At 69.6% G+C, this 21,793-nt stretch carries 16 protein-coding genes; 11 read left to right on the top strand and 5 right to left on the bottom strand.

Annotated elements, in window-relative coordinates; translation table 11 throughout:
- Window positions 1–141: 141 nt before the first annotated feature.
- Genes Q0C12_RS04425 through Q0C12_RS04415 form a run of 3 tightly spaced genes read right to left on the bottom strand, consistent with a single transcriptional unit; the run spans window position 142 to window position 3,370 of the window.
- Window positions 142–981: a M48 family metalloprotease gene (locus tag Q0C12_RS04425; RefSeq protein ID WP_290886714.1), complete on the bottom strand. Its 840-nt coding sequence runs from the start codon at window positions 979–981 to the stop codon at window positions 142–144.
- A complete protein-coding gene (locus Q0C12_RS04420) occupies window positions 978–1,520 on the bottom strand; it encodes an SH3 domain-containing protein (protein WP_290886712.1) in 543 nt (180 codons plus the stop codon). The genes Q0C12_RS04425 and Q0C12_RS04420 overlap by 4 nt, the downstream gene beginning before the upstream one ends.
- 14 nt (window positions 1,521–1,534) lie before the next feature.
- Window positions 1,535–3,370 carry an adenylate/guanylate cyclase domain-containing protein gene (locus Q0C12_RS04415; RefSeq protein WP_290886710.1) on the bottom strand — a complete coding sequence of 612 codons (1,836 nt, stop codon included), beginning with the start codon at window positions 3,368–3,370 and terminating at the stop codon, window positions 1,535–1,537.
- A gap of 110 nt (window positions 3,371–3,480) precedes the next feature.
- Here Q0C12_RS04415 and dapB point away from each other — a divergent pair, with 110 nt between their 5' ends.
- The 11 genes from dapB to Q0C12_RS04360 all read left to right on the top strand — a co-directional run bounded on the left by dapB (window position 3,481) and on the right by Q0C12_RS04360 (window position 18,791).
- Window positions 3,481–4,212: a 4-hydroxy-tetrahydrodipicolinate reductase gene (gene dapB / locus Q0C12_RS04410; protein WP_290886708.1), complete on the top strand. Its 732-nt coding sequence runs from the start codon at window positions 3,481–3,483 to the stop codon at window positions 4,210–4,212.
- A 155-nt stretch (window positions 4,213–4,367) separates the two neighbouring features.
- Window positions 4,368–5,495, top strand: a complete 1,128-nt coding sequence (carA, locus tag Q0C12_RS04405) for a glutamine-hydrolyzing carbamoyl-phosphate synthase small subunit (protein ID WP_290886706.1) — start codon at window positions 4,368–4,370, stop codon at window positions 5,493–5,495.
- 38 nt (window positions 5,496–5,533) lie between these two features.
- Complete coding sequence (locus Q0C12_RS04400) at window positions 5,534–6,190, top strand: hypothetical protein (protein ID WP_290886704.1); 657 nt, start codon at window positions 5,534–5,536, stop codon at window positions 6,188–6,190.
- 46 nt (window positions 6,191–6,236) lie between these two features.
- Complete coding sequence (carB, locus tag Q0C12_RS04395) at window positions 6,237–9,479, top strand: carbamoyl-phosphate synthase large subunit (RefSeq protein ID WP_290886702.1); 3,243 nt, start codon at window positions 6,237–6,239, stop codon at window positions 9,477–9,479.
- Complete coding sequence (gene greA, locus Q0C12_RS04390) at window positions 9,476–9,952, top strand: transcription elongation factor GreA (protein ID WP_290886699.1); 477 nt, start codon at window positions 9,476–9,478, stop codon at window positions 9,950–9,952. Before carB ends, greA begins: the two co-directional genes overlap by 4 nt.
- Before the next feature lie 4 nt (window positions 9,953–9,956).
- Window positions 9,957–10,883, top strand: a complete 927-nt coding sequence (locus Q0C12_RS04385; RefSeq protein ID WP_290886696.1) for a phosphoglycerate mutase — start codon at window positions 9,957–9,959, stop codon at window positions 10,881–10,883.
- A complete protein-coding gene (gene recJ / locus Q0C12_RS04380) occupies window positions 10,880–12,604 on the top strand; it encodes a single-stranded-DNA-specific exonuclease RecJ (protein ID WP_290886693.1) in 1,725 nt (574 codons plus the stop codon). The genes Q0C12_RS04385 and recJ overlap by 4 nt, the downstream gene beginning before the upstream one ends.
- A 67-nt stretch (window positions 12,605–12,671) precedes the next feature.
- A protein-coding gene (gene prfB / locus Q0C12_RS04375; protein ID WP_290886690.1) for a peptide chain release factor 2 occupies window positions 12,672–13,794 on the top strand; the annotation gives its coding sequence in 2 pieces (ribosomal slippage) (window positions 12,672–12,743 and window positions 12,745–13,794; 1,122 coding nt in all).
- A 141-nt stretch (window positions 13,795–13,935) separates the two neighbouring features.
- Window positions 13,936–15,447, top strand: coding sequence for a lysine--tRNA ligase (gene lysS, locus Q0C12_RS04370; RefSeq protein ID WP_290886687.1), 1,512 nt, complete (start codon window positions 13,936–13,938; stop codon window positions 15,445–15,447).
- Between the two features lie 127 nt (window positions 15,448–15,574).
- Complete coding sequence (locus Q0C12_RS04365) at window positions 15,575–16,624, top strand: two-component system response regulator (protein ID WP_290886684.1); 1,050 nt, start codon at window positions 15,575–15,577, stop codon at window positions 16,622–16,624.
- A gap of 40 nt (window positions 16,625–16,664) precedes the next feature.
- Complete coding sequence (locus tag Q0C12_RS04360; RefSeq protein WP_290886681.1) at window positions 16,665–18,791, top strand: ATP-binding protein; 2,127 nt, start codon at window positions 16,665–16,667, stop codon at window positions 18,789–18,791.
- A gap of 55 nt (window positions 18,792–18,846) precedes the next feature.
- Here the strand turns inward: Q0C12_RS04360 and Q0C12_RS04355 are convergent, their stop codons facing one another.
- Together Q0C12_RS04355 and Q0C12_RS04350 are read right to left on the bottom strand one after the other, a co-directional pair.
- On the bottom strand, window positions 18,847–19,743 hold the full coding sequence (locus Q0C12_RS04355) for a crotonase/enoyl-CoA hydratase family protein (protein ID WP_290886679.1): 897 nt from the start codon (window positions 19,741–19,743) through the stop codon (window positions 18,847–18,849).
- A 202-nt stretch (window positions 19,744–19,945) separates the two neighbouring features.
- Entirely contained in the window at window positions 19,946–21,628 is a 1,683-nt protein-coding gene (locus Q0C12_RS04350) for a long-chain fatty acid--CoA ligase (RefSeq protein ID WP_290886677.1), read from the bottom strand.
- Window positions 21,629–21,793 lie beyond the last annotated feature (165 nt).

Raw genomic sequence — 21,793 nt, 5'->3', positions numbered from 1 at the left:
GTGAATAGGAGTTAGGATGTAGTAAGAGCCTGCTTCCCACTACCTCCTAACTCCTACTCACTATTTCCTCGCTTGTCCCTTCACCACGAAAAACGCCCGGCCAAAAAGCCGGGCGTTCCGTTTTCCAGTCGCGAACGCTCCTCAACGCGGGCGGTACATGCGGTCCGGCGTCGCGGCGCCGGCGTAGGCATCCAGCTTCGTGCCCACCGACTGCTCCAGCATCTCGATGCGGCTGGCCGCGGTCGGGTGCGTCGACAGCATCAGCGCCATCGCGCGGTCCTGCGGGCCGCTGGCGTCGAGCGTCTGCAGCACGCCAGCCATGGCGAACGGGTTGTAGCCGGCGCGGGCGGCGATGACCATGCCGTGCAGGTCGGCCTGGTACTCGTCCTGCTTGTCCAGGCCCCGGGCCAGTACCTGGGTGCCGGCCGCGAAGGCCTTGCCGCCGAAGCGGCGCACCAGCTCGTTGTCGCTGCGGCCGGTCACTTCGCCGGCCATCTCGTTGGCGAAGTCCGTGCCCATGGCCTTCTGGATCGCCTTGACCTGGTGCTTCTCGACCACGTGCGAAATCTCGTGCGCCAGCACCGCGGCCAGCTCCGATTCGTCGCGCAGGCGGTCGTAGAGGCCGGCGGTGATCACGATGGTGCCGCCCGGCAGGGCGAAGGCGTTCACGTCGGAGCTGTCGATGACGCCAAAACGCCAGGGCAGGTCGGGGCGCTCGGTGTGCATGGCCAGCCAGGTACCGACCCGGTTGACGTAGCGCTGCAGCGCTTCGTCGCGGACCAAGGGCGCGGCGCCGAACACGTTCGCGGCGATGCCGCGGCCGAGCTCGATCTCTTCCTCGGTGGTGATGTCCTTCTGGGTTTCGGCGGCGCGCTTGCCGATGCGCAGGAGGTTCTCGGCGTCACCCAGGCGGCCGAAGCCGGCGGCGGGGGCGGACAGCGCCAGCGCGAGCGCGGCGGCGATCAGGAGACGGGCGTTCATCGGTTCCTCCGGCGGCTGCCGCGGCGGTCTTGTTCGAGATAGGCGACCTCGTGGGTGGCCAGCGGGACCTCGGCGGCGAAGCCGCTGGCGTCGCCGCTCGAGGCGGCGTACTGATCGAGCAGCGCCACCTCGGCGTGGTTGGCCGAGGCCGACATCAGCTCTTCGGCAGACAGGCCCTTGACCGCCGTGGCGACCGAGGTGCCTCGCGAGCCGGTCTTGAACACGGCGGCCAGTTGGTCGCCGCTGCCGGCATTGCCCTGGCCCGCGCCGGTGCGCAGGTTGAGGATGCGGGCCCAGCCCTCGACGCCGTCGGTGGTCTTGAGCCCGGCCCATGCGCCCTGGCGGGCAGTGATCTCGACCGGCTGCTGGGCGGCCAGCTTGGCCACGACCTCGGCCGAGGCCTGCGGCTCGCTGCGCAGTTCGGTGGCTCGCAGCACGGTGCCCGACTCGGCCATCACGGCACCTGCGGCGAGCGCGGCGGCCAGGGCCAGCGCGAGCGCGCGCGGCCGGGGGGATTGGGGTGGGCGGAGTGGTCTCATGGCAATCCTCTCGATCAATGTTTCGTGGGGTTCGGCATCGGCTCGTAAAGCTCGACCGGCTGTTCCCGGCCCTTGACGTGGAACTGGCCGCGGTGGATGAAAACCACGTCCTGGCCATCGCCGCCGCAAGCCGCGCGGGTGGCGTCGGACACCAGCACGCGGGCCACGCCCTTGGTGGCGCTTTCGATCCGGCTGGCCAGGTTCACGGTGTCGCCAATGGCGGTGTACTCCATCCGCGAGTCGCTGCCAAGGAAGCCGACCACGGCCGGCCCGGTGTGCAGGCCGATGCCGATGTCGAAATCGCCCAGCCCCTCGCCGCCGGCGGCCAGTTCGCGCTTGAAGTCATCCAGCGCCTGCGTCATCTCGATCGCCGCGGCCACCGCACGCGAGGCGTGGCCCGGGGTGTCGGTGGGCGCGTTCCAGAACGCCATCACCGCGTCGCCGATGAATTTGTCGAGCGTGCCGCCATGCCGGAAGATCACGTCCACCTGGCGCGAGAAATAGCGATTGAGCAGGTGCACCACCTGCTCCGGCGTGCGCGTTTCCGACAGGGTGGTGAAGCCGCGGATGTCGGAGAAAAGGAGCGTGATCTCGCGCGCCAGCGGTTTCTGGTCGCGCACCAGCTCGCCCGTTTCGACCAGGCCGGCGACGACGCGCGGGTCCAGGAAGCGGCCGAAGATGCCGATGGTCGCCTCGCGCTCGCGCCGTTCCAGCCACTGCGCCTGCAGGGTGAACAGGGCGAAGGCCAGCCAGCCGAGCATCAGGGCGGCCCCGACCGGCGCATAGCGCTCGGCGCCGAGCAGGGCATGGCTGGCGGCCGTCGCGGCCAGCGTGGCGGCGGCCAGCCCCAGGCCGATCCCGAGCGGGCTGAGCCGGCGCCGGAAACCCAGCGTGATTGCCAGCCACAGCAGGCCTGCCAGCGGCCAGCGGCTGGGCAGGTCGCGCAGCCAGTCGCCGGCGCGAAGGTTGGCGAGCGCGGTGGTGGGCACGAGCACGCCTTCGGTCTGCGCGGTCAGCGGTGTCGGCCGCATGTCGTTGAGCCCGGTGGCCGTGGCGCCGATGATCACGATCCGGTCGGTGAGCGTGGGCCCGATCTCCGGCTCGGGCGCGCCCAGGTCGTTGAACAGATCGGCATAGGAAATCGTCCGGGGTGGCCGGCCATGCCAGTTCAGGCGGATGCGCTCGACGGGCGGAAGGGTGGCACCGGTGAAGCGGGCGATGCTCGCGCCCATGTAGGGAATGCGCCAGCCGCCCGCTTCATCGTAGAGCCGGTAGTGCCGGCCGAGGCCGTCCCGGTCTGCCTCGAAATTGACCAGGCCACCCTGCCAGTTGCGCTCGTCGAGCACGTTGGGCAGCACCAGCACCGGCGCCGGCTCGGTGGAAGCCGGATCGACCTGGACCGCGCCAAGCGAAGTCGGCAGCAAGTGCATCGGGTGCGGGTTGCCGTCGGGCATGCGCTGGGTCGGGAAGAAAAGGTTGTCCTGGGTGAGCGCGATCTCGCGCAGCACGCGGTCGTTGTCGGGCTGGAAGGTGTCGTGTTCGTTGAAGAGAACGTCGAATGCCACCGCTTTCGGACGCCAGCGCGCCAGGCCTTCGATCAGCTCGCCGTGCACCGAGCGGGGCCAGGGCCACGGGCCCGCGAGCTCGTTCATCTCCTCCAGGCTGTGCTGGTCGATGGCGACGAGCACGATGTCGTCCGGCGGCGCGCGCCCGGCCGCGTGCCAGCGCAGCATGGCGTCGCCCAGCGCGTTGTCGGCGCGTTCGAGGGTGCCCGCGAGCCAGAGCGCCGCGCCCAGCAGCGCCAGGGCCAGCAGCGGCAAGCGGAGCGGGGCGGGCTTGGCCTGGGGCATGCGGGTCTCGGTGGCTCGGGTGCCGGGCAGCGTAGCAGTTCGATTCCCGGGCCCGCAGCGCCCGGCCTCGGCGATTGCCTGCGTCCCGCCGCATCGGCTAGCGTGGCGGCATGAGCACGCCCCTACGACTCCTCATCCACGGCGCCTCCGGCCGCATGGGCCGCGCCCTGCTGCGCCTGGCCGCCGAAGACGCCCGCCTGCTGGTGGTATCGGCCGTGACCGGCAGCGGCCGGCCGCCCGAGGAAGCCCGCGCCACGCCGGTGCTGGCCGCGGAGGCGCTGGCCAAGGCGCCGCCCTTCGACGTGGCCGTCGATTTCAGCCAGCCGGCGGGTTTCGACGCGGTGCTGGCCCTGTGCCAGGAACGTGGCGCGGCCCTGGTCAGCGGCACCACCGGGCTGTCGGCCGGGCAGTTCGCGGCCCTGGATGCGGCCGGCCGGCGCATCCCGGTGCTGTGGGCCGCCAATTTCAGCGCCGGCGTGGCCGTGCTGGCCGAGCTGGTGCGGCAGGCCGCCGCGGCGCTGCCCGGCTGGGACGCCGACGTGGTCGAGGCCCACCACGTGCACAAGAAAGACGCGCCCTCGGGCACGGCCCTGCAGTTGGGTGCTTCGGTGGCGGCCGGACGTGGCCGCGAGCCGGCCTACGCCAGCCTTCGGGCGGGCGACATCGTTGGCGAGCACACGGTCCAGCTGACGGGCCCTGGCGAGCGGCTCGAGTTCATCCATCGCGCCACCAACCGCGACATCTTCGCCCGCGGGGCGCTGGAAGCCGCGCTGCGCCTGGCCCGGCTGGGCCCGGGGCGCCACGAATTCGGGCGCCTGATGCTGCCCGGCGCGGGGCGCTGAACCTGGGCCGGGCGCGCGGCGTTTCCCTTTTGCCGCCCGTGTCGCTAAAATTCCGGCTCGCCTGAACCCTCGCCCGTACGGACACGGTCAACCCCTGTCCGCGGGTGCTCGCACATCCAGCGAACGGGTTCCCCCATCAGCAAGGCGATCAGCCCGTGACCCAACCCGCAATCCTCGCTCTCGAAGACGGCACCGTGTTCGAGGGCGTTTCCGTAGGCGCGCCCGGCGCCAGCGTCGGCGAAGTGGTGTTCAACACCGCCATGACCGGCTACCAGGAGGTCGTCACCGACCCCTCCTACGCCCGCCAGCTGGTCACGCTGACCTACCCGCATATCGGCAACACCGGCTTCAACGCCCAGGACGACGAGGCCGAGAAGGTCTGGGCCTCCGGCCTGATCGTCCGCGACGTGCCGCGCCGCCCGAGCAACTGGCGCAGCCAGGCGCCGCTGCCCGAGTGGCTGGCGGCGCGCGGCGTGGTCGCCATTTCCGGCATCGACACCCGCAAGCTGACCCGACTGCTGCGCGACCGCGGCGCCCAGAACGGCTGCCTGATGGCGGGCGAGGGCATCGACCGCGAGAAGGCGATCGAGCTGGCCCGCAAGTTCCCCGGCCTCAAGGGCATGGACCTGGCCAAGGAAGTCTGCACGCGCGAGCGCTACAGCTGGACCGAGGGCTCGCTGGACCTCGACTCCGACACCTTCGCCCGGCCAGAGGCTCGCTTCCACGTCGTCGCGTATGACTTCGGCGTCAAGCGCAACATCCTGCGCATGCTGGCCGACCGCGGCTGCCGCGTCACCGTGGTGCCGGCGCAGACGCCGGCCGCGCAGGTGCTGGCCGAGAAGCCCGACGGCGTGTTCCTTTCCAACGGCCCCGGCGACCCGGAGCCCTGCGACTACGCCATCGCCGCCATCCGCGAGATCCTCGGCGCGCGCGTGCCGGTGTTCGGCATCTGCCTGGGCCACCAGCTGCTGGGCCTGGCCTCGGGCGCGAAGACCCTGAAGATGAAGTTCGGCCATCACGGCGCCAACCATCCGGTGATCGACCTCGATACCCAGCGCGTGATGATCACCAGCCAGAACCACGGCTTCGCGGTGGACGAGGCGACGCTGCCGTCCCACCTGCGCGTCACCCACCGCTCGCTGTTCGACGGCTCCAACCAGGGCATCGAGCGCACCGACGTGCCGGCCTTCAGCTTCCAGGGCCACCCGGAGGCCAGCCCGGGTCCGCGCGACGTCGCCGGCCTGTTCGACCGTTTCGTCGCCCTGATGCAGGCGCCGCGCTGACCCGCCGCCGCCCCAAGTCCACCGACCGAGGATCCGACATGACCCGCAACGCCCGTCGCTGCCTGCTCGCCCTGATGTTGTCCGCCGCCGGTGTGTTCGCGGCGCTCCCGGTGTCCGCCGATTCGGCCGGCGCCCGGGTCGCCCGGTTGACCGACCTGGTGGTCCGGACCGTGCCGTTGGGCGAGGTCTTCACGATCCTGGCCGGGGACAGTCCCGAATGGCCGATGCAGGAAAAGCCGGACGCGGTCAGCGCGGGCCAGCTGGCCTGCCTGCGAGACGAACTCAGCAACGATGGCTACCGCCGCATGAAGCGCACCGAGGTCATCGCCTACGTGGCCGAGAACCCGGGCCAGGCGGATGCGGATATCGCCGTCCTCGAGGCGGGCGGCGCGAAGATGATGAATCGGTTGATGCTGGCCGGCGTGGAGCAGGAGAGGACCGGCGTCCCGGTCGACGAGGCGAAGATCATGGGCGAGGCGACCGCGGACGAACTGGCCGCCTTCATGCAGATGATGACCGGCCCGGAGCAAACCGCGCTCCGCAAGCTGCTGGGCATCGGCAACGCCTACGACGCCGAGCGGTCCGCCGAGGAGAACGAGTCCGCCGGCGAGGATGCCGGTGCCGACCTGGCCACGAAGGTCATGTTGAAGGCCATGTCCAACTGCGACGTGCCCACCGACGTGCTGTTCCAGTAAGCCCGCCCCGCGCCTTCCCCGATCCACGCCTTACCAGAGTGACGAAATGCCCAAGCGCACAGACATCAAGAGCATCCTGATCATCGGCGCCGGCCCGATCGTCATCGGCCAGGCCTGCGAGTTCGACTACTCCGGGGCCCAGGCCTGCAAGGCCCTGCGCGACGAGGGCTACCGCGTGGTGCTGGTGAACTCGAACCCGGCCACGATCATGACCGACCCGGAAATGGCCGACGCCGTCTACATCGAGCCGATCAACCCGGCCACCGTCGAGCGCATCATCGCCAAGGAAAAGCCCGACGCGCTGCTGCCGACCATGGGCGGCCAGACTGCGCTCAACTGCGCGCTCGACCTGGCCGACGCCGGCGTGCTCGAGAAGTACAACGTCGAGTTGATCGGCGCCTCGCGCGAGGCCATCCGCATGGCCGAGGACCGCGAACTGTTCCGCGTCGCCATGCGCGAGATCGGGCTGGACTGCCCCAAGGCCGAGGTCGCGCGCTCGCTCGACGAGGCCATCCGAATCCAGGCCACCGTCGGCTACCCGACCATCATCCGCCCCAGCTTCACCCTGGGCGGCAGCGGCGGCGGCATCGCCTACAACCGCGAGGAGCTGGTCGAGATCGTCACCCGCGGCCTCGAGCTCTCGCCGACCAGCGAAGTGCTGGTCGAGGAATCGGTGCTGGGCTGGAAGGAATTCGAGATGGAGGTGGTGCGCGACACCGCCGACAACTGCATCATCGTCTGCTCGATCGAAAACCTCGACCCGATGGGCGTGCACACCGGCGACAGCATCACCGTCGCCCCGGCGCAGACGCTCACCGACAAGGAGTACCAGCGCCTGCGCGACGCCTCGATCGCGGTGCTGCGCAAGATCGGCGTCGACACCGGCGGCTCGAACGTGCAGTTCGGCATCAACGCGCAGAACGGCCGCGTGGTGGTGATCGAGATGAACCCGCGCGTGTCGCGTTCCTCGGCGCTCGCCTCGAAGGCCACCGGCTTCCCGATCGCCAAGATCGCCGCCAAGCTCGCGGTGGGCTACACGCTCGACGAACTGCGCAACGACATCACCGGTGGCGCCACCCCGGCCTCGTTCGAGCCGGCGATCGACTACGTGGTCACCAAGATCCCGCGCTTCGCGTTCGAGAAGTTCCCGGCCGCCGATGCCCGCCTGACCACCCAGATGAAGTCGGTGGGCGAGGTGATGGCGATCGGCCGAACCTTCCAGGAGTCCATGCAGAAGGCCCTGCGCGGCCTCGAAACCGGCAAGGTCGGCTTCGACCCGACCGGCTGCGCCGGCGACGGCGAGGACGGCCTGCTGCGCATCAGGCGCGAGCTGAAGGAGCCGGGCCCGGAGCGCCTGTTCCAGGTCGCCGAGGCCTTCCGCGCGGGCCTGAGCGTCGAGGATGTGTACGGCCTGAGCTTCATCGATCCGTGGTTCCTCGACCAGATCGAGGAAATCATCGCCACCGAGAAGGACGTCGCCGCCGCCGGCCTGGCCGGGCTCGACGCCGCCCGCCTGCGCGTGCTCAAGCGCATGGGCTTCTCCGATGCCCGCCTGGCCCAGCTGGCCGGCACCGACGAGAGCGCCGTGCGCGCACTGCGCCGCGCCTTCGGCGTGCGCCCGGTGTACAAGCGCGTGGACAGCTGCGCGGCCGAGTTCTCCACCGCCACTGCCTACCTGTACTCGACCTACGAGGACGAGTGCGAGGCGCTGCCGACCAGCCGCGACAAGATCATGGTGCTCGGCGGCGGCCCGAACCGCATCGGCCAGGGCATCGAGTTCGACTACTGCTGCGTGCACGCCTCGCTGGCGCTGCGCGAGGATGGCTATGAAACCATCATGGTCAACTGCAACCCCGAGACCGTCTCCACCGACTACGACACCTCGGACCGCCTGTACTTCGAGCCGGTGACGCTGGAGGACGTGCTCGAGATCGTCGAGATCGAGAAGCCCAAGGGCGTGATCGTGCAGTACGGCGGCCAGACCCCGCTCAAGCTCTCGCGCGCGCTGGAAGCCGCCGGCGTGCCGATCATCGGCACCTCGCCCGACAGCATCGACCTGGCCGAGGACCGCGAGCGCTTCCAGAAGCTGGTCGAGCAGGTCGGCCTGGTGCAGCCGCCCAACCGCACGGCCCGCAACGCCGAGCAGGCGATCACCCTGGCCAACGAGATCGGCTACCCCCTGGTGGTGCGCCCGAGCTACGTGCTGGGCGGCCGCGCGATGGAGGTGGTGTACTCCGACGCCGACCTGTCGCGCTACATCCGCGAGGCGGTGCAGGTCTCGAACGATTCGCCGGTGCTGCTCGACCGCTTCCTCGACAACGCGGTCGAGGTGGACGTGGACATCATCGCCGACCGCGAGGGCAACGTCCTGATCGGCGGCATCATGGAGCACATCGAGGAGGCCGGCGTGCACTCGGGCGATTCGTCCTGCTCGCTGCCGCCGTACACGCTGTCGAAGGCGACCCAGGACAAGCTGCGCGTGCAGGTGGCCCAGCTGGCCCGCGCGCTGAACGTGGTTGGCCTGATGAACACCCAGTTCGCGATCCAGACCGACGGCGACGGCGCCGAGACCATCTACCTGCTGGAAGTGAACCCGCGCGCCTCGCGCACCGTGCCCTTCGTCTCGAAGGCCATCGGCATCCCGCTGGCCAAGATCGCCGCGCGCTGCATGGCCGGCAAGTCGCTTGCCGAGCAGGGCGCCACGAAGGAAATCGTGCCGGACTACTTCTCGGTGAAGGAAGCGATCTTCCCGTTCGCCAAGTTCCAGGGCGTCGACCCGATCCTCGGTCCCGAGATGCGCTCGACCGGCGAAGTCATGGGCGTTGGCCGTACCTTCGCCGAGGCCTTCGGCCGGGCCGAGGAAGCCGCCAACATCAAGGCGCCGACGCCGGGCAAGGCCTTCGTGTCGGTGCGCGACCCGGACAAGAAGCGCCTGCTGCCCGTCGCCAACGACCTGGTCGAGCGCGGCTACACGCTGGTGGCCACCGAAGGCACCGCGAAGTTCCTGCAGGAGCAGGGCATCGCCTGCGAGCGCATCAACAAGGTGATCGAGGGCCGGCCGCACATCGTCGACCTGATCAAGAACGGCGAGATCTGCTATATCGTCAACACCACCGAGGGCAAGCAGGCGATCGCCGACTCGTTCTCGATCCGGCGCGAAGCGCTTCAGCACCGCGTCACGTATTCCACCACGATCCCGGGCGCGCGCGCCCTGATCCGCGCCACCGACACCCGCGGCAACCCGCGCGTGTGGTCGCTGCAGGAACTGCACAAGGAAGTCCACGGATGATTGCACCCCTGACCACGAAGGGCGCCCAGCGCCTGCGGGGCGAGCTCGAGGAGCTCAAGTCGGTCAAGCGCCCGGCGGTGATCGCCGCGATCGCGGAGGCGCGTGCCCACGGCGACCTCAAGGAAAACGCCGAGTACCACGCCGCGCGCGAGCAGCAGGGCTTCATCGAGGGCCGCATCCAGGAGCTGGAGTTCGTGCTTTCGCACTGCCAGCTGATCGACGTGTCCAGCCTCAACGCCGGCACCCGCGTCGTGTTCGGCGCCACCGTCGAGCTGGCCGATTGCGACAGCGGCGACGAAGTCACCTACCAGATCGTGGGTGACCTGGAAGCCGACATCAAGCAGGGCCTGATCTCGATTTCCTCGCCGCTGGCGCGTGCGCTGATCGGCAAGCACGAAGGCGATACCGTCACCATCCAGGCGCCGGCAGGCGCCCGCGACTTCGACATCGTCGCCGTCCGCTACGAGGGCTGAGGCCATGGCCGCGCGCGCGATGCCCGAGGCGGTGCCGGCGCTGGCCGTGCTGCTGCCCGAGCGCCGCCGCTTCGCCGGCCAGCCGCTGGGCGACGCCTTCGGCAAGGCCCTGGCCCGCGCCGACGAACTGCCCGCCGCCGAGTCCGGCGAGCGCGCCCAGCTGCTGCGCCACTTCGACCTGTTGCCGCGCGGCTGGCCCATGGCGGCCATCACCCGCCAGCGCGATGCCGGCGACGCCGTGCTGCACCAGTGGCTGCGCGCCGACCCGGCCCACGTGCGGCCCGACATGACCGGCGCGCGCGTGCTGGCCATCGGCGAGCTCGGGCTGTCGCAGGCCGAGGCCGACGCGCTGGTGGCGCCGCTGCGGCCGCTGTTCGGCGACACCGGGTTCCAGGTTTCGGCGCCGACGCCCTCGCGCTGGTACGTGGCGCTGCCGATCGAGGCACGCGTACCCGCGTTCTCGCCGCCTGAGGCGGTGCTGGGCGACGATCTGTTCTCGCACCTGCCGGACGGTCCCGAGGGCCGCCGCTGGCGTGCGCTGCTCAACGAAGCACAGGTGCTGCTGCACAGCCACCCGGTGAATGCCGCGCGCCTGGCCGCGGGCAAGCCGCCGGTGAACAGCCTGTGCTTCTGGGGCGCCGGCAAGCTGCCCGACCACGTGCGCACGCCCTTCACCGCGGTGTCGAGCGAGGACGCGGAGCTGCTTTCGCTGGCGGCACTGGCCAACATCGGCGCCACCGGCGAAGGCCCGCAGCTGCTGGACCTGCGTCGGGCCCGGGACGTGTCGGCGGTTGCGGCGCGGCTGCAGCCGGCGTTGGACGGCCTCGGCGGCGACGAGCTTCGCCTGGATTTCGCCGACGGGGCGCGGTTCTCGCTGCGTGCCGGCCAGCGCTGGCGGTTCTGGCGCCGTCCGATGGCGCGGCTGGCGTGACGCCGGCGCCGATCCGGATCCTGCGCCGGGCGATTCCCGAACACGGCCCCTGGCCCGACGCCGTCGCACCGGCGCTGCAGCGCGTCTACGCCGCACGCGGCGTGCGCACGCCGGAGGAAGGCGAACTCAAGCTCGCGCGCCTGCTGCCGCCCGATGCGCTGGGCCAGGTGGATCGTGCGGCGGCGCTGCTGGCGGAGGTCATCGCCGACGACGGCCACATCGTGGTGGTCGGCGATTTCGACTGCGACGGCGCCACCGGCACCGCGGTCGCGGTGCGCGGCCTGCGCCTGCTGGGCGCCGCGCGGGTGAGCTACCAGGTGCCGCACCGCGTGACCCACGGCTACGGCCTGTCGCCGGCGCTGGTGGACGACCTGGCGGCGGTCGCGCCCGACCTGGTGCTGACGGTGGACAGCGGCATCGCTTGCCACGCCGGCATCGCCGCCGCCAAGGCGCGCGGCTGGCGAGTGCTGGTCACCGACCACCACCTGCCGGGCGAAGCGCTGCCGCCGGCCGACGTGATCGTGAACCCGAACCTGGCCGGCGATGCCTTCCCCAGCAAGGCGCTGGCCGGCGTCGGCGTGGTCTTCTACCTGCTGCTGGCGCTGCGCCGGCATTTGCGCGCGGGCGGCGCATTCGAAGGGCCGGGCCCGGACCTGTCCTGCCTGCTCGACCTGGTCGCGGTGGGCACCGTCGCCGACCTGGTGCCGCTGGACTACAACAACCGCCTGCTGGTGTCGGCCGGCCTCAAGCGCCTGCGCAACGGCCATTGCCAGCCCGGGCTGCGCGCGCTGGCGGAGCTGGCCGGGCGCGACCTGGCCCAGCTCACCGCCGGTGACATCGGCTTCGGCATTGCGCCGCGGCTGAACGCCGCCGGCCGGCTCGAGGACATGGCGCTGGGCATCGAGTGCCTGCTCTGCGACGACGCCTCGCGGGCGCATGCGCTGGCCTCGGTGCTCGACCGCATCAACGGCGAGCGCAAGGAACTGCAGCAGCAGATGGTGGACGAGGCCGAGGCGCTGGTCGCCACCGTGCCGCTGGATGCCGGCGCGCTGCCGGCGGCGCTGTGCCTGTTCGACCCCGCCTGGCATCCGGGCGTGGTCGGGCTGGTGGCTTCGCGGCTCAAGGACCGCATGCATCGCCCGGTGTTCGCGTTCGCGCCGGCCGAGCCGGGCAGCGAGGAACTCAAGGGCTCCGCGCGCTCCATCCCCGGCCTGCACATCCGCGACGCGCTGGCCGCGGTGGATGCTCGCCACCCGGGGCTGGTCGGTCGCTTCGGCGGGCACGCGATGGCGGCCGGCCTGAGCCTGCCGGCCGCGCATTTCGAACGCTTCCGCGAGGCGCTGCAGCGCGAAGTGGCGGCAATGCTGACGCCGGAACAACTGCAGTCGGAGCTGCATAGCGACGGCGAACTGGGCCTCGACGAGCTCGGCCGGCCGCTGGCCGAGCAGCTGCGCCTTGCCGGGCCCTGGGGGCAGGGTTTCCCGGAGCCGGTGTTCGACGGCGTGTTCAAGGTGCTGCAAGCCCGGCCCGTCGCGGCCCGCCACCTCAAGCTCAGCCTGCTGCCGGCGCAGGGCGGGGCACCGCTGCCGGCGATCCAGTTCGGCGGCTGGACCGGCGCACCGATGCCCGCGCGCATCCACGCCGCCTACCAGCTCGACCTGGACGACTGGGGCGGCCGCCGCGGCATCCAGCTGCTCGTGCGCCACTGGCTCCCCGCCTGAGCGGGCAACCCCTGTAGCAGGCGGCTGCGGTATCATTGGCGACCGATCCAAGCCACTACGGAACACCATGGAACTCAATCCCATCCGCCAGCGAATCGCCGACCTCAAGGGCCGGCTGGATTCGCTCAGGGGGTATCTTTGACTTCGACCAGAAGGTCGAACGTCTCGAGGAAGTAAACCGGGAGCTGGAAAGCCCCGACGTCTGGAACGACGCCGAACGCGCGCAGGCCCTGGGCCGCGAGCGCGCGTCGCTGGAAAAGGTCGTGAACGGCATCCGGAACCTCACCGACAACCTGGTCGGCGGCGCCGAGCTCATCGACCTGGCCGAGATGGAAGATGACGCCGATACCGTCGCTTCGGTGGTCGAGGACGTCGAGAAGACCGCCAAGGAAGTCGAGCAGCTCGAGTTCCGCCGCATGTTCTCCGGCAAGATGGATTCCTGCAGCGCTTTCGTGGACATCCAGGCCGGCGCCGGCGGTACCGAGGCCCAGGACTGGGCCGAGATCCTGCTGCGCATGTACCTGCGCTGGTGCGAGGCCCGCGGCTGGAAGACCGAGCTGATGGAAGTCAGCGGTGGCGACGTCGCCGGCATCAAGTCGGCCACCTTCAAGGTCGAGGGCGAGTACGCCTACGGCTGGCTCAAGCTCGAGACCGGCGTGCACCGGCTGGTGCGCAAGTCGCCGTTCGACTCCGACAACCGCCGCCACACCAGCTTCACCTCGGTGTTCGTGTCGCCGGTCGTGGACGACAGCATCGACATCACCATCAACCCGGCCGACCTCAAGACCGACGTCTACCGTTCGTCCGGCGCCGGCGGCCAGCACGTGAACAAGACCGAGTCGGCGGTGCGCATCACGCACGTGCCCACCGGCATCGTGGTGGCCTGCCAGAACGGCCGCAGCCAGCACCAGAACCGCGACATGGCGATGCAGATGCTCGCCGCCAAGCTCTACGAGCTCGAGATCCAGAAGCGCAACGCCGAGCGCGATGCGGTCGAGGCCACCAAGTCCGATATCGGCTGGGGCAGCCAGATCCGCAACTACGTCCTCGACCAGAGCCGCATCAAGGACCTGCGCACCGGCATCGAGCGCAGCGACACCCAGAAGGTGCTCGACGGCGACCTCGACGAGTTCATCGAGGCCAGCCTGAAGGCCGGCCTGGCCGTTGGCGCGAAACGCTCCGACGCTTGAAAGCAGGAACCAGTGGAGATGAACTAGGAGCTAGTGAGAGGCAACAAGCTCGCCAGTTCAAGCTCTTCACTAGTTCCTAGTTCCTAGTTCCTAGTTCCTCCCAACTAGCTCCTTGTCCCCACCTCCGGTCCAAGCCACGCCATGACCCAACCAGCCGCCCCCGCCGCCGCCGACGAAAACACCCTGATCGCCGAGCGCCGTGCGAAACTCACGGCGCTGCGCGGGCAGGGCATCGCCTTCCCGAACGACTTCCAGCGCGCCGACTACGCCGGCGACCTGCAGGCCGAGTTCGCCGACAAGGACGGATGGACCGCGGAAAAGCTCGAGATGCTGGACCGCACCGTCGCCATCGCGGGCCGCCTGATGGCCAAGCGCGTGATGGGCAAGGCCAGCTTCGCGCAGATCCAGGACATGAGCGGCCGCATCCAGCTCTACCTGCAGGGCAGCGACCTGGGCGAGGGCTACGACGCCTTCAAGGGTTGGGACGTCGGCGACATCATCGCCGTCACCGGTGGCCTGACCCGCACCCGCACCGGCGAGCTGTCCGTGAAGGTCGCTTCGCTGCGCCTGCTGACCAAGTCGCTGCGGCCGCTGCCGGACAAGTTCCACGGCCTGGCCGACGTCGAGCAGCGCTACCGCATGCGCTACGTCGACCTGGTGATGAACCCGGAGGCGCGCGAGGTATTCGTGCAGCGCTCGCGCATCGTCTCGGCGATGCGTGCCTGGCTCGACGCCCGCCGCTTCCTGGAAGTGGAGACGCCGATGATGCATTACATCCCCGGTGGCGCCACGGCCAAGCCCTTCACCACCCACCACAACGCGCTGGGCCTGGACCTGTACCTGCGCGTCGCGCCCGAGCTCTACCTCAAGCGCCTGGTGGTCGGCGGCATGGAGCGCGTGTACGAGATCAACCGCAACTTCCGCAACGAGGGCGTGTCCACCCGGCACAACCCCGAGTTCACGATGCTGGAGCTGTACGAGGCCTACGCCACCTACCACGAGGTGATGGACCTGACCGAAGGCCTGATCCGCGACGTGGCGGTGAAGGCGCGCGGAACCGCCGCGCTGCAATGGGAGGGGATGGCCATCGACCTGGGTCCGGCCTTCCGCCGTTGGTCCATGACCGACGCCGTGCTCGAGCACAACCCGGAGATCATGCGCGGGGACCTGCGCGACTTGGACGCGATGCGCGCGCATTGCCAGCGCCTGGGCATCAAGTTCAAGGCCAGCTACGGCTGGGGCAAACTGCTGCTGGAGATCTTCGAGAAGACCGTCGAGCACACCCTGGTGCAGCCGACCTTCATCACCGACCACCCGGTGGAAGTCAGCCCGCTGGCCCGCGCCAGCGACAAGGACCCGGGCCTGACCGACCGCTTCGAGCTGTTCGTCGGCGGTCGCGAGATCGCCAATGGCTTCTCCGAGCTCAACGACCCCGAGGACCAGAAGGCCCGGTTCCTGGCCCAGGTCGAGGCCAAGGACGGCGGTGACGACGAGGCCATGCACTTCGACGCCGACTACATCCGTGCGCTGGAGTACGGCATGGCCCCGACCGGCGGGCTGGGCATCGGCATCGACCGGCTGGTCATGCTGATCACCGATTCCGCCTCCATCCGGGACGTCCTTCTTTTCCCGTACATGCGCCCCGAGGCCTGAGAAGGTCCTAGCGCACTGGACAAAGAAGCCCCGCTAACACCTTGCCGGGGCTGAAATACCGGGAGTAAGCTGGGGTCGAGCCGCGGGTCCCCGCGGCAATCACGGTGTGCGCACCCGGGAGCTCCAAGTGAACGTACTGATCGTCGATGACCAGCCTTCCCAGCGGACGATGTTCCGCCACTTGCTGGAGGACATCAGTCCCGAGGTAAAAGTCACCGACTTCGGGGATCCGGTCGAAGCCCTGCTGTGGTCCCAGCGCAGCTCGCCCGACCTGCTGCTGCTCGACTACCGCATGCCCAAGCTCGACGGGCTGGAGTTCGCCCGCCGCTTCCGCCGCCCGCTTTCGCACCGCGACGTGCCGATCATCCTGATCACCGTGGTCGGCGACGAGCCGATCCGCAACGCCGCGCTCGAGGCCGGCGTCATTGATTTCCTGGTCAAGCCGGTGCGCCCGCGCGAACTGCGTTCGCGCTGCCGCAACCTGCTGGCCCTGCGCCAGCAGCAGCAAAACCTCAAGTCGCGCGCGCACGAACTCGAGCGCCAGCTGCTCGCCCGCATGCACGAGCTCGACGAGCGCGAGCGCGAAGTGTTGCATCGCCTGGCCAAGGCCACGGCCTTCCGCGACGGCAGCTCGGGCAACCACTTCGAGCGCATGGCGCGCATCTCGGCGCTGATCGCCGAGGCCATGGGCCTGCCCGAGGACGAGGTCAAGATGATCGAACTGGCGGCGCCGCTGCACGACATCGGCAAGCTGGGCGTGTCCGACGCCATCCTGCTCAAGCCCGGCAAGCTCGAGGCCGCCGAGTATGAGCAGGCCAAGCAGCATCCGCGCCTGGGCTACGAGATCCTCAGCGATTCCAGCAGCCGGTTCGTGCAGGTGGGCGCCTCGATCGCCCGGCACCACCACGAGCGCTGGGACGGCGCCGGCTATCCCGACGGCCTGCAGGGTGAAGCCATCCCGTTGCCGGCGCGCATCGTCGCGGTGGTCGACGTGTTCGACGCCCTGACCACGCCGCGCCCCTACAAGGAGCCCTGGACCCTGGCGGCCGCCTTCGATTACGTGAGGTCGCAGTCCGGCCTGCAGTTCGACCCGGCGGTGGTGGACGCGGTGCTGGCGCGCCGTGAGCGCATCGAGGAAATCCACCGCTACTTCGCGCCGGCCCAGGCCGTCGCCTGAGCCAGCCAACGGCCCACCAGGCCTGCCGCCCCTCGACGCGATGATCCGCGCCTTCGCCAACCGCCCCGACAGCGAGCACGCGCAGGCGCTGGTGCGGCTGGTCATCGCGGCGATGCTGCTGCTCTACCTCGCGGGCGTGGCCAGCAGTGCCGGCGCCGGGGACGAGGTGCGCCTGAGCGTGCTGATCCTGCTGGCCGAGACCTTGCTCGGCCTGGGACTGGTGATCGCGATCGTGATCTCGCCGGGCGTGTCGCACACGCGGCGCGTGATCGGCATGCTGGCCGACTACGGCACGCTCGCGGCGATGATGATCGTAAAGGGCGAAGTGCTGGCGCCGCTGTACGTGATCATCATGTGGGTCACGGTGGGCAATGGCCTGCGCTACGGCACCCACTACCTGTTCGCGGCGATGGGGCTGGCGACGCTCACGTTCCTGAGCATCATCCAGTTCACGCCCTACTGGCAGCAGAACCCCTACCTGGCCTGGGGCCTGCTGGTGGGACTGGTGGCGATCCCCGGCTACCTGATCAGCCTGCTGCGCGACCTGCGCCGGGCCGGCGAGGAGGCGCGGCGCGCCAACGCCGCCAAGAGCCGCTTCCTGGCCAACATGAGCCACGAGTTCCGGTCGCCGCTCAACGGCATCATCGGCATGGCCGAGCTGCTCTCCAGCACGCGGCTGGCGCCGGAGCAGCGCGAATGCGCCGACGTCATCCACACCTCGGCGCAGTCGCTGCTGCTGCTGGTGGAAGACGTGCTCGACATCTCGGCCATCGAGGCCGGCAAGCTCAAGCGCCAGGACAGCGAGTTCGCGCCGCGCGAGCTGGCGCGGCGCATACGCACCATGCTGCAGCCGATGGCGGCGGGCAAGAACCTGCAATTCAACATCGACCTGCCCGACGAGCTGCCGGCACGGCTGCACGGTGATGTCGGCCACCTGAGCCAGATCCTGCTCAACCTGGTGCACAACGCGATCAAGTTCACCGAGGCCGGCAGCGTGCAGCTCGAGGTGCAGGTGCGCGAGCGCAAGGGTGACACGATTGGCCTGCGTTTCTCCGTGCGCGACACCGGCATCGGCATCCCGGACGAGGCCAAGACGCGCATCTTCACGGCCTTCGAGCAGGTGGATGGCGGGCCCACCCGTCGCTTCGGCGGCACCGGCCTGGGCACCACGATCGCCAAGACGCTGACCGAACTGCTGGGCGGCAACATCGCCGTCGAGGACAACCCGGGCGGCGGCACCCACTTCTGGCTGGACCTCGAGTTCCGGGTCGCCGAAGCGCCCGAGGTGGCGGCGCCGGCCGGCGGCGGCAAGATCATCGCTTTCGACGATCCCTTCGTCCGCCACCGCGCGCGGGTGCGGCCGCTGCGCATCCTGGTCGCCGACGACCAGCCGGCCAACCGGCTGGTGCTGCAGCGCCTGCTCGAGCGCGCCGGCCATTCCACCCTGTTCGCCGAGAACGGCGAGCAGGCGCTGGAGCGGCTGGAGGAAGAGACCATCGACGCCGCCATCGTCGACCTGCACATGCCGGTGATGGACGGCCTGGAGGTCATCAAGCAGGCACGGGTGATGCAGGCGGGTGGCCCGCGCACGCCGATCCTGGTGCTCAGCGCCGACGCCACGGTGGATGCGGTGCGCGACGCCGAGGCCGCGGGTGCCTACACCTTCCTCACCAAGCCGGTGGTGGCCTCGCGCCTGCTCGAGACCCTGGCCGAGATCGCCGGCGGCGGCCAGGAAGAGCCGGCGACCGTGGTCCGCAAGGACCGCCTGGTGCCGACCCTGCGCACCGACGTGCTAGAGGAGCTCGCCGGCATGGGCCTGGGCAAGGATTTCCTGGACGACTTCGTGGACCAGTGCCTGCGCGACGCCAGCCGCTGCCTGGCCGAGGCCGAACGCGGCGCCGCGACGTCCAAGTGGGAGGCGGTGCGCGAGGCCGCGCATGCGCTCAAGGGCGTGTCGGAGAACATCGGGGCCCAGGCGCTGGTCGAGCGCAGCACCGAGATCATGCGCGCCAGCGATGCGGTGCTCGCCAAGGAATGGCGTCGCTACCTGGGGATGCTGGGTTCGATGCTGGAAGCCACGGCGGAGCAGGTTCGCCGCGAGCTGGTGCGCATCGCCGCCCAGCCGCAAGGGGAGGCTTCCCGGCCGCCGGACCACGAGTCCGGCTGAGTCCGGGAAAGCGGTGGCCGCCGCCCTTGCACGGCGGCCACCCCAGTCAGACCGGTCAGATCACCTGGCGCAGGCCCGGGGCTTCGCCGACGCGGCGCTTCTGCGCGCGCACCAGCCGCTCCATGTTCTGCAGGCCGCGCTCGCTCAGGCGCATGGCGGCGTCCACCCAGGTGGCGGTCACGCTCATCAGTTCATCCAGGCTGACCGGGTTGCAGGTGGCGCGCACGGTGTTGAGCGAGCGCAGCGCGTTGCCCATCCGGCGCCGGCGGCGCACCAGTTCGCGTGCGGCCTGCAGGCCTTCGCCGCGGGGCACCAGCATGTCCACCACCCCCATTCGGTAGAGCTCCTCGCTCGAATAGATGTTGCCGTCCAGCATCATCCGCTCGGCCTGTGCGGGCGTGACCCGGCGCGACAGGAAGGTGTAGGCGCCCATGCCGGGGAAGAGGTCGAACAGCACCTCGGGGAAGCCCATGCCGGTGCCTTCCTCGGCGATGATCGTGTGGCAGCACAGGGCCGCCTCGAAGCCGCCGCCGAGCGCATCGCCCTGCACGACCGCGATGCTGTGCACGCGGTCGTCGGCCAGGCGCGCGAAGTGGAAGGCCACCGAAACGCAAAGCTGGGCGTAGGCCAGCAGGCGGGCGCGGTCACCGGTGCGGATCAGGCGGCTGAACAGTTCGAGGTCGCCGCCGAGGTTGAAGACGTCGGCCTTCGAGGCCAGCACCAGGTGCCGGATCTCGCCGTTGCTCGCCGGCTCGTTGGCCATGCGTGCGGCGATCTGGCGCTGGCATTCGCGCAGCTCGACCAGCAGCGGTTCGGAGAAGCAGGGGCGGTAGCCAGGGCGGGGCGTCTGGTGCATGTAGCACCACTCGATGCCGGCCTCCGACTCGGACTTGTGCTCGATCAGGCTGAAGCTGGGGTCGCGGTTGATGCTTTCGACGATGGACATGGACATGGCGGATCTCCGGGCAAGGGTAGGGGGCGTCGCCCTACACGCTAACGTCGGAAAACGCAAGGGCGGCCGGGCCATGCTACACCCGAAATTCAGACCGTGTTGTGCGGGCCTAAGAGCTTTCTCATCTCCGGCCGGCGACCGCGTGCGGGCCCGGGGGGTCGCCGCGGGGCGGCCCGCCGGGGCATCGGGAGGACGGCCGGATTCAGGCGGCCGGCTTGGGGGCGTCGCGCAGTTCCCGGCGCAGGATCTTGCCCACGTTCGACTTGGGCAGTTCGGTCCGGAACTCGACCACGCGCGGCTGCTTGTAGCCGGTGAGGTTCTCCTTGCAGAAAGCCCGGACCTGGTCGGCGGTGAGCGCCGGGTCCTTCTTGACGATGACCACCTTGACCGCCTCGCCGGACTTGTCGTCCGGCACGCCCACCGCGGCCACTTCCAGCACGCCGGGCATCAGCGCGATCACGTCCTCGACCTCGTTCGGGTACACGTTGAAGCCCGAGACCAGGATCATGTCCTTCTTGCGGTCGACGATGTAGAAGAAGCCGCCGGCATCCATCTTCGCCATGTCGCCGGTGTGCAGCCAGCCCTCGGCGTCGATGACCTTGGCCGTTTCCTCGGGCCGCTGCCAGTAGCCGGCCATGACCTGGGGCCCGCGGATGCAGAGCTCGCCGACTTCCCCGACCGGCAGCTGCTTGCCGGCATCGTCCTTGACGCAGGCGTCGGTGGACGGGATCGGCAGGCCGATCGCGCCGTTGAAGTCCTGCAGGTCCATCGGGTTCATGCAGGCCGCGGGCGAAGTCTCGGTGAGGCCGTAGGCCTCGACCAGGGTGATGCCGGTGACCTTCTTCCAGCGCTCGGCCACCGCGCGCTGCACGGCCATGCCGCCGCCCAGCGAAAGGTGCATGTGCGAGAAATCGACCTTGTCGAAGCCAGGCGTGTTGAGCAGGCCGTTGAAGAGCGTGTTGACGCCGGTGATGGCGGTGAACGGGATCTTGCTCAGCTCCGCCACGAAGCCCTTCATGTCGCGCGGGTTGGTGATGAGGTGGTTGAGGCCGCCGAACTTCATGAAGACCAGGCAGTTCGCCGTCAACGCAAAGATGTGGTAGAGCGGCAGCGCGGTGATGATGACCTCGTGGCCGGGCTTGGCGTTCGAACCCAGCCACATCGACGACTGCTGCATGTTCGCCACCAGGTTGCGGTGGGTCAGCATCGCGCCCTTGGCGACGCCGGTGGTGCCGCCGGTGTACTGCAGGAAGGCGATGTCATGGCCGCGGATGTCGATGTCCGGCAGCTGGTGCTTCGCACCCATCGCCACGGCCTGGCCGAAGCGGATGGCGCCGGGCAGGTCGTAGTCGGGCACCTGCTTCTTGACGTGGCGCAGCACGAAGTTGATGAGGTTTCCCTTCGGGAAGCCCAGCATGTCGCCCACGCCGGTCACCAGCACCTGCTTGATCGGGGTCTCGGCGACGACGTCGGCCACCACGTGCGCGAAGTTCTCCAGTACCACGATGGCGCTGGCGCCGGAATCCACGAGCTGGTGCTTGAGTTCGCGCGGGGTGTACATCGGGTTGGTGTTCACGACCGTGAGGCCGGCGCGCAGCACGCCGAAGATCGCGATCGGGTACTGCAGCACGTTCGGCATCATCAGGGCGACGCGGTCGCCCTTCTTGAGCTTGAGCTCGTGCAGGAGGTAGTTTGCGAACTGGGTGCTAAGCCGGTCGACCTCGGCGTAGGTGATGACCTTGCCGAAGTTGGCGAACGCGGGATTGGCGCGGTAGTCGCGGCAGGCTTCGTTGAGCACCGACACGATCGAAGGGTATTTCTCCAGGTCGACTTCCGCCGGGATGCCCTTCGGATAATTCGCCAGCCAAGGACGCTCGGAACCCATGAAAAACCCCCCGTTGAATGATGGCTGCCATCCGCGCCGGGCCGCAGGGCAGGGCCCGGTGCCGGATTGGAGTATTCACTCGATTGGAGCATACCCCCCAAGGACAGGCAAGGCAGCGGGCGTATGGTTTCGCGCAGTCATCACATGCCTGTCGGCGGTGCTGAT

Origin of the sequence: Arenimonas sp. (assembly GCF_022842045.1) — a bacterium.
Classification (GTDB): domain Bacteria; phylum Pseudomonadota; class Gammaproteobacteria; order Xanthomonadales; family Xanthomonadaceae; genus Arenimonas.
The sequence above is the reverse complement of the archived record's forward strand: the minus strand, read 5'-3'. Positions and strand labels throughout refer to the sequence as shown.

Coding starts and splice junctions, on each gene's coding strand:
- Q0C12_RS04425 (WP_290886714.1), bottom strand. CDS start 981: ATGAACGCCCGTCTCCTGATCGCCGCCGCGCTCGCGCTGGCGCTGTCC.
- Q0C12_RS04420 (WP_290886712.1), bottom strand. CDS start 1,520: ATGAGACCACTCCGCCCACCCCAATCCCCCCGGCCGCGCGCGCTCGCG.
- Q0C12_RS04415 (WP_290886710.1), bottom strand. CDS start 3,370: ATGCCCCAGGCCAAGCCCGCCCCGCTCCGCTTGCCGCTGCTGGCCCTG.
- dapB (WP_290886708.1), top strand. CDS start 3,481: ATGAGCACGCCCCTACGACTCCTCATCCACGGCGCCTCCGGCCGCATG.
- Q0C12_RS04400 (WP_290886704.1), top strand. CDS start 5,534: ATGACCCGCAACGCCCGTCGCTGCCTGCTCGCCCTGATGTTGTCCGCC.
- carB (WP_290886702.1), top strand. CDS start 6,237: ATGCCCAAGCGCACAGACATCAAGAGCATCCTGATCATCGGCGCCGGC.
- greA (WP_290886699.1), top strand. CDS start 9,476: ATGATTGCACCCCTGACCACGAAGGGCGCCCAGCGCCTGCGGGGCGAG.
- Q0C12_RS04385 (WP_290886696.1), top strand. CDS start 9,957: ATGGCCGCGCGCGCGATGCCCGAGGCGGTGCCGGCGCTGGCCGTGCTG.
- lysS (WP_290886687.1), top strand. CDS start 13,936: ATGACCCAACCAGCCGCCCCCGCCGCCGCCGACGAAAACACCCTGATC.
- Q0C12_RS04360 (WP_290886681.1), top strand. CDS start 16,665: ATGATCCGCGCCTTCGCCAACCGCCCCGACAGCGAGCACGCGCAGGCG.
- Q0C12_RS04355 (WP_290886679.1), bottom strand. CDS start 19,743: ATGTCCATGTCCATCGTCGAAAGCATCAACCGCGACCCCAGCTTCAGC.
- Q0C12_RS04350 (WP_290886677.1), bottom strand. CDS start 21,628: ATGGGTTCCGAGCGTCCTTGGCTGGCGAATTATCCGAAGGGCATCCCG.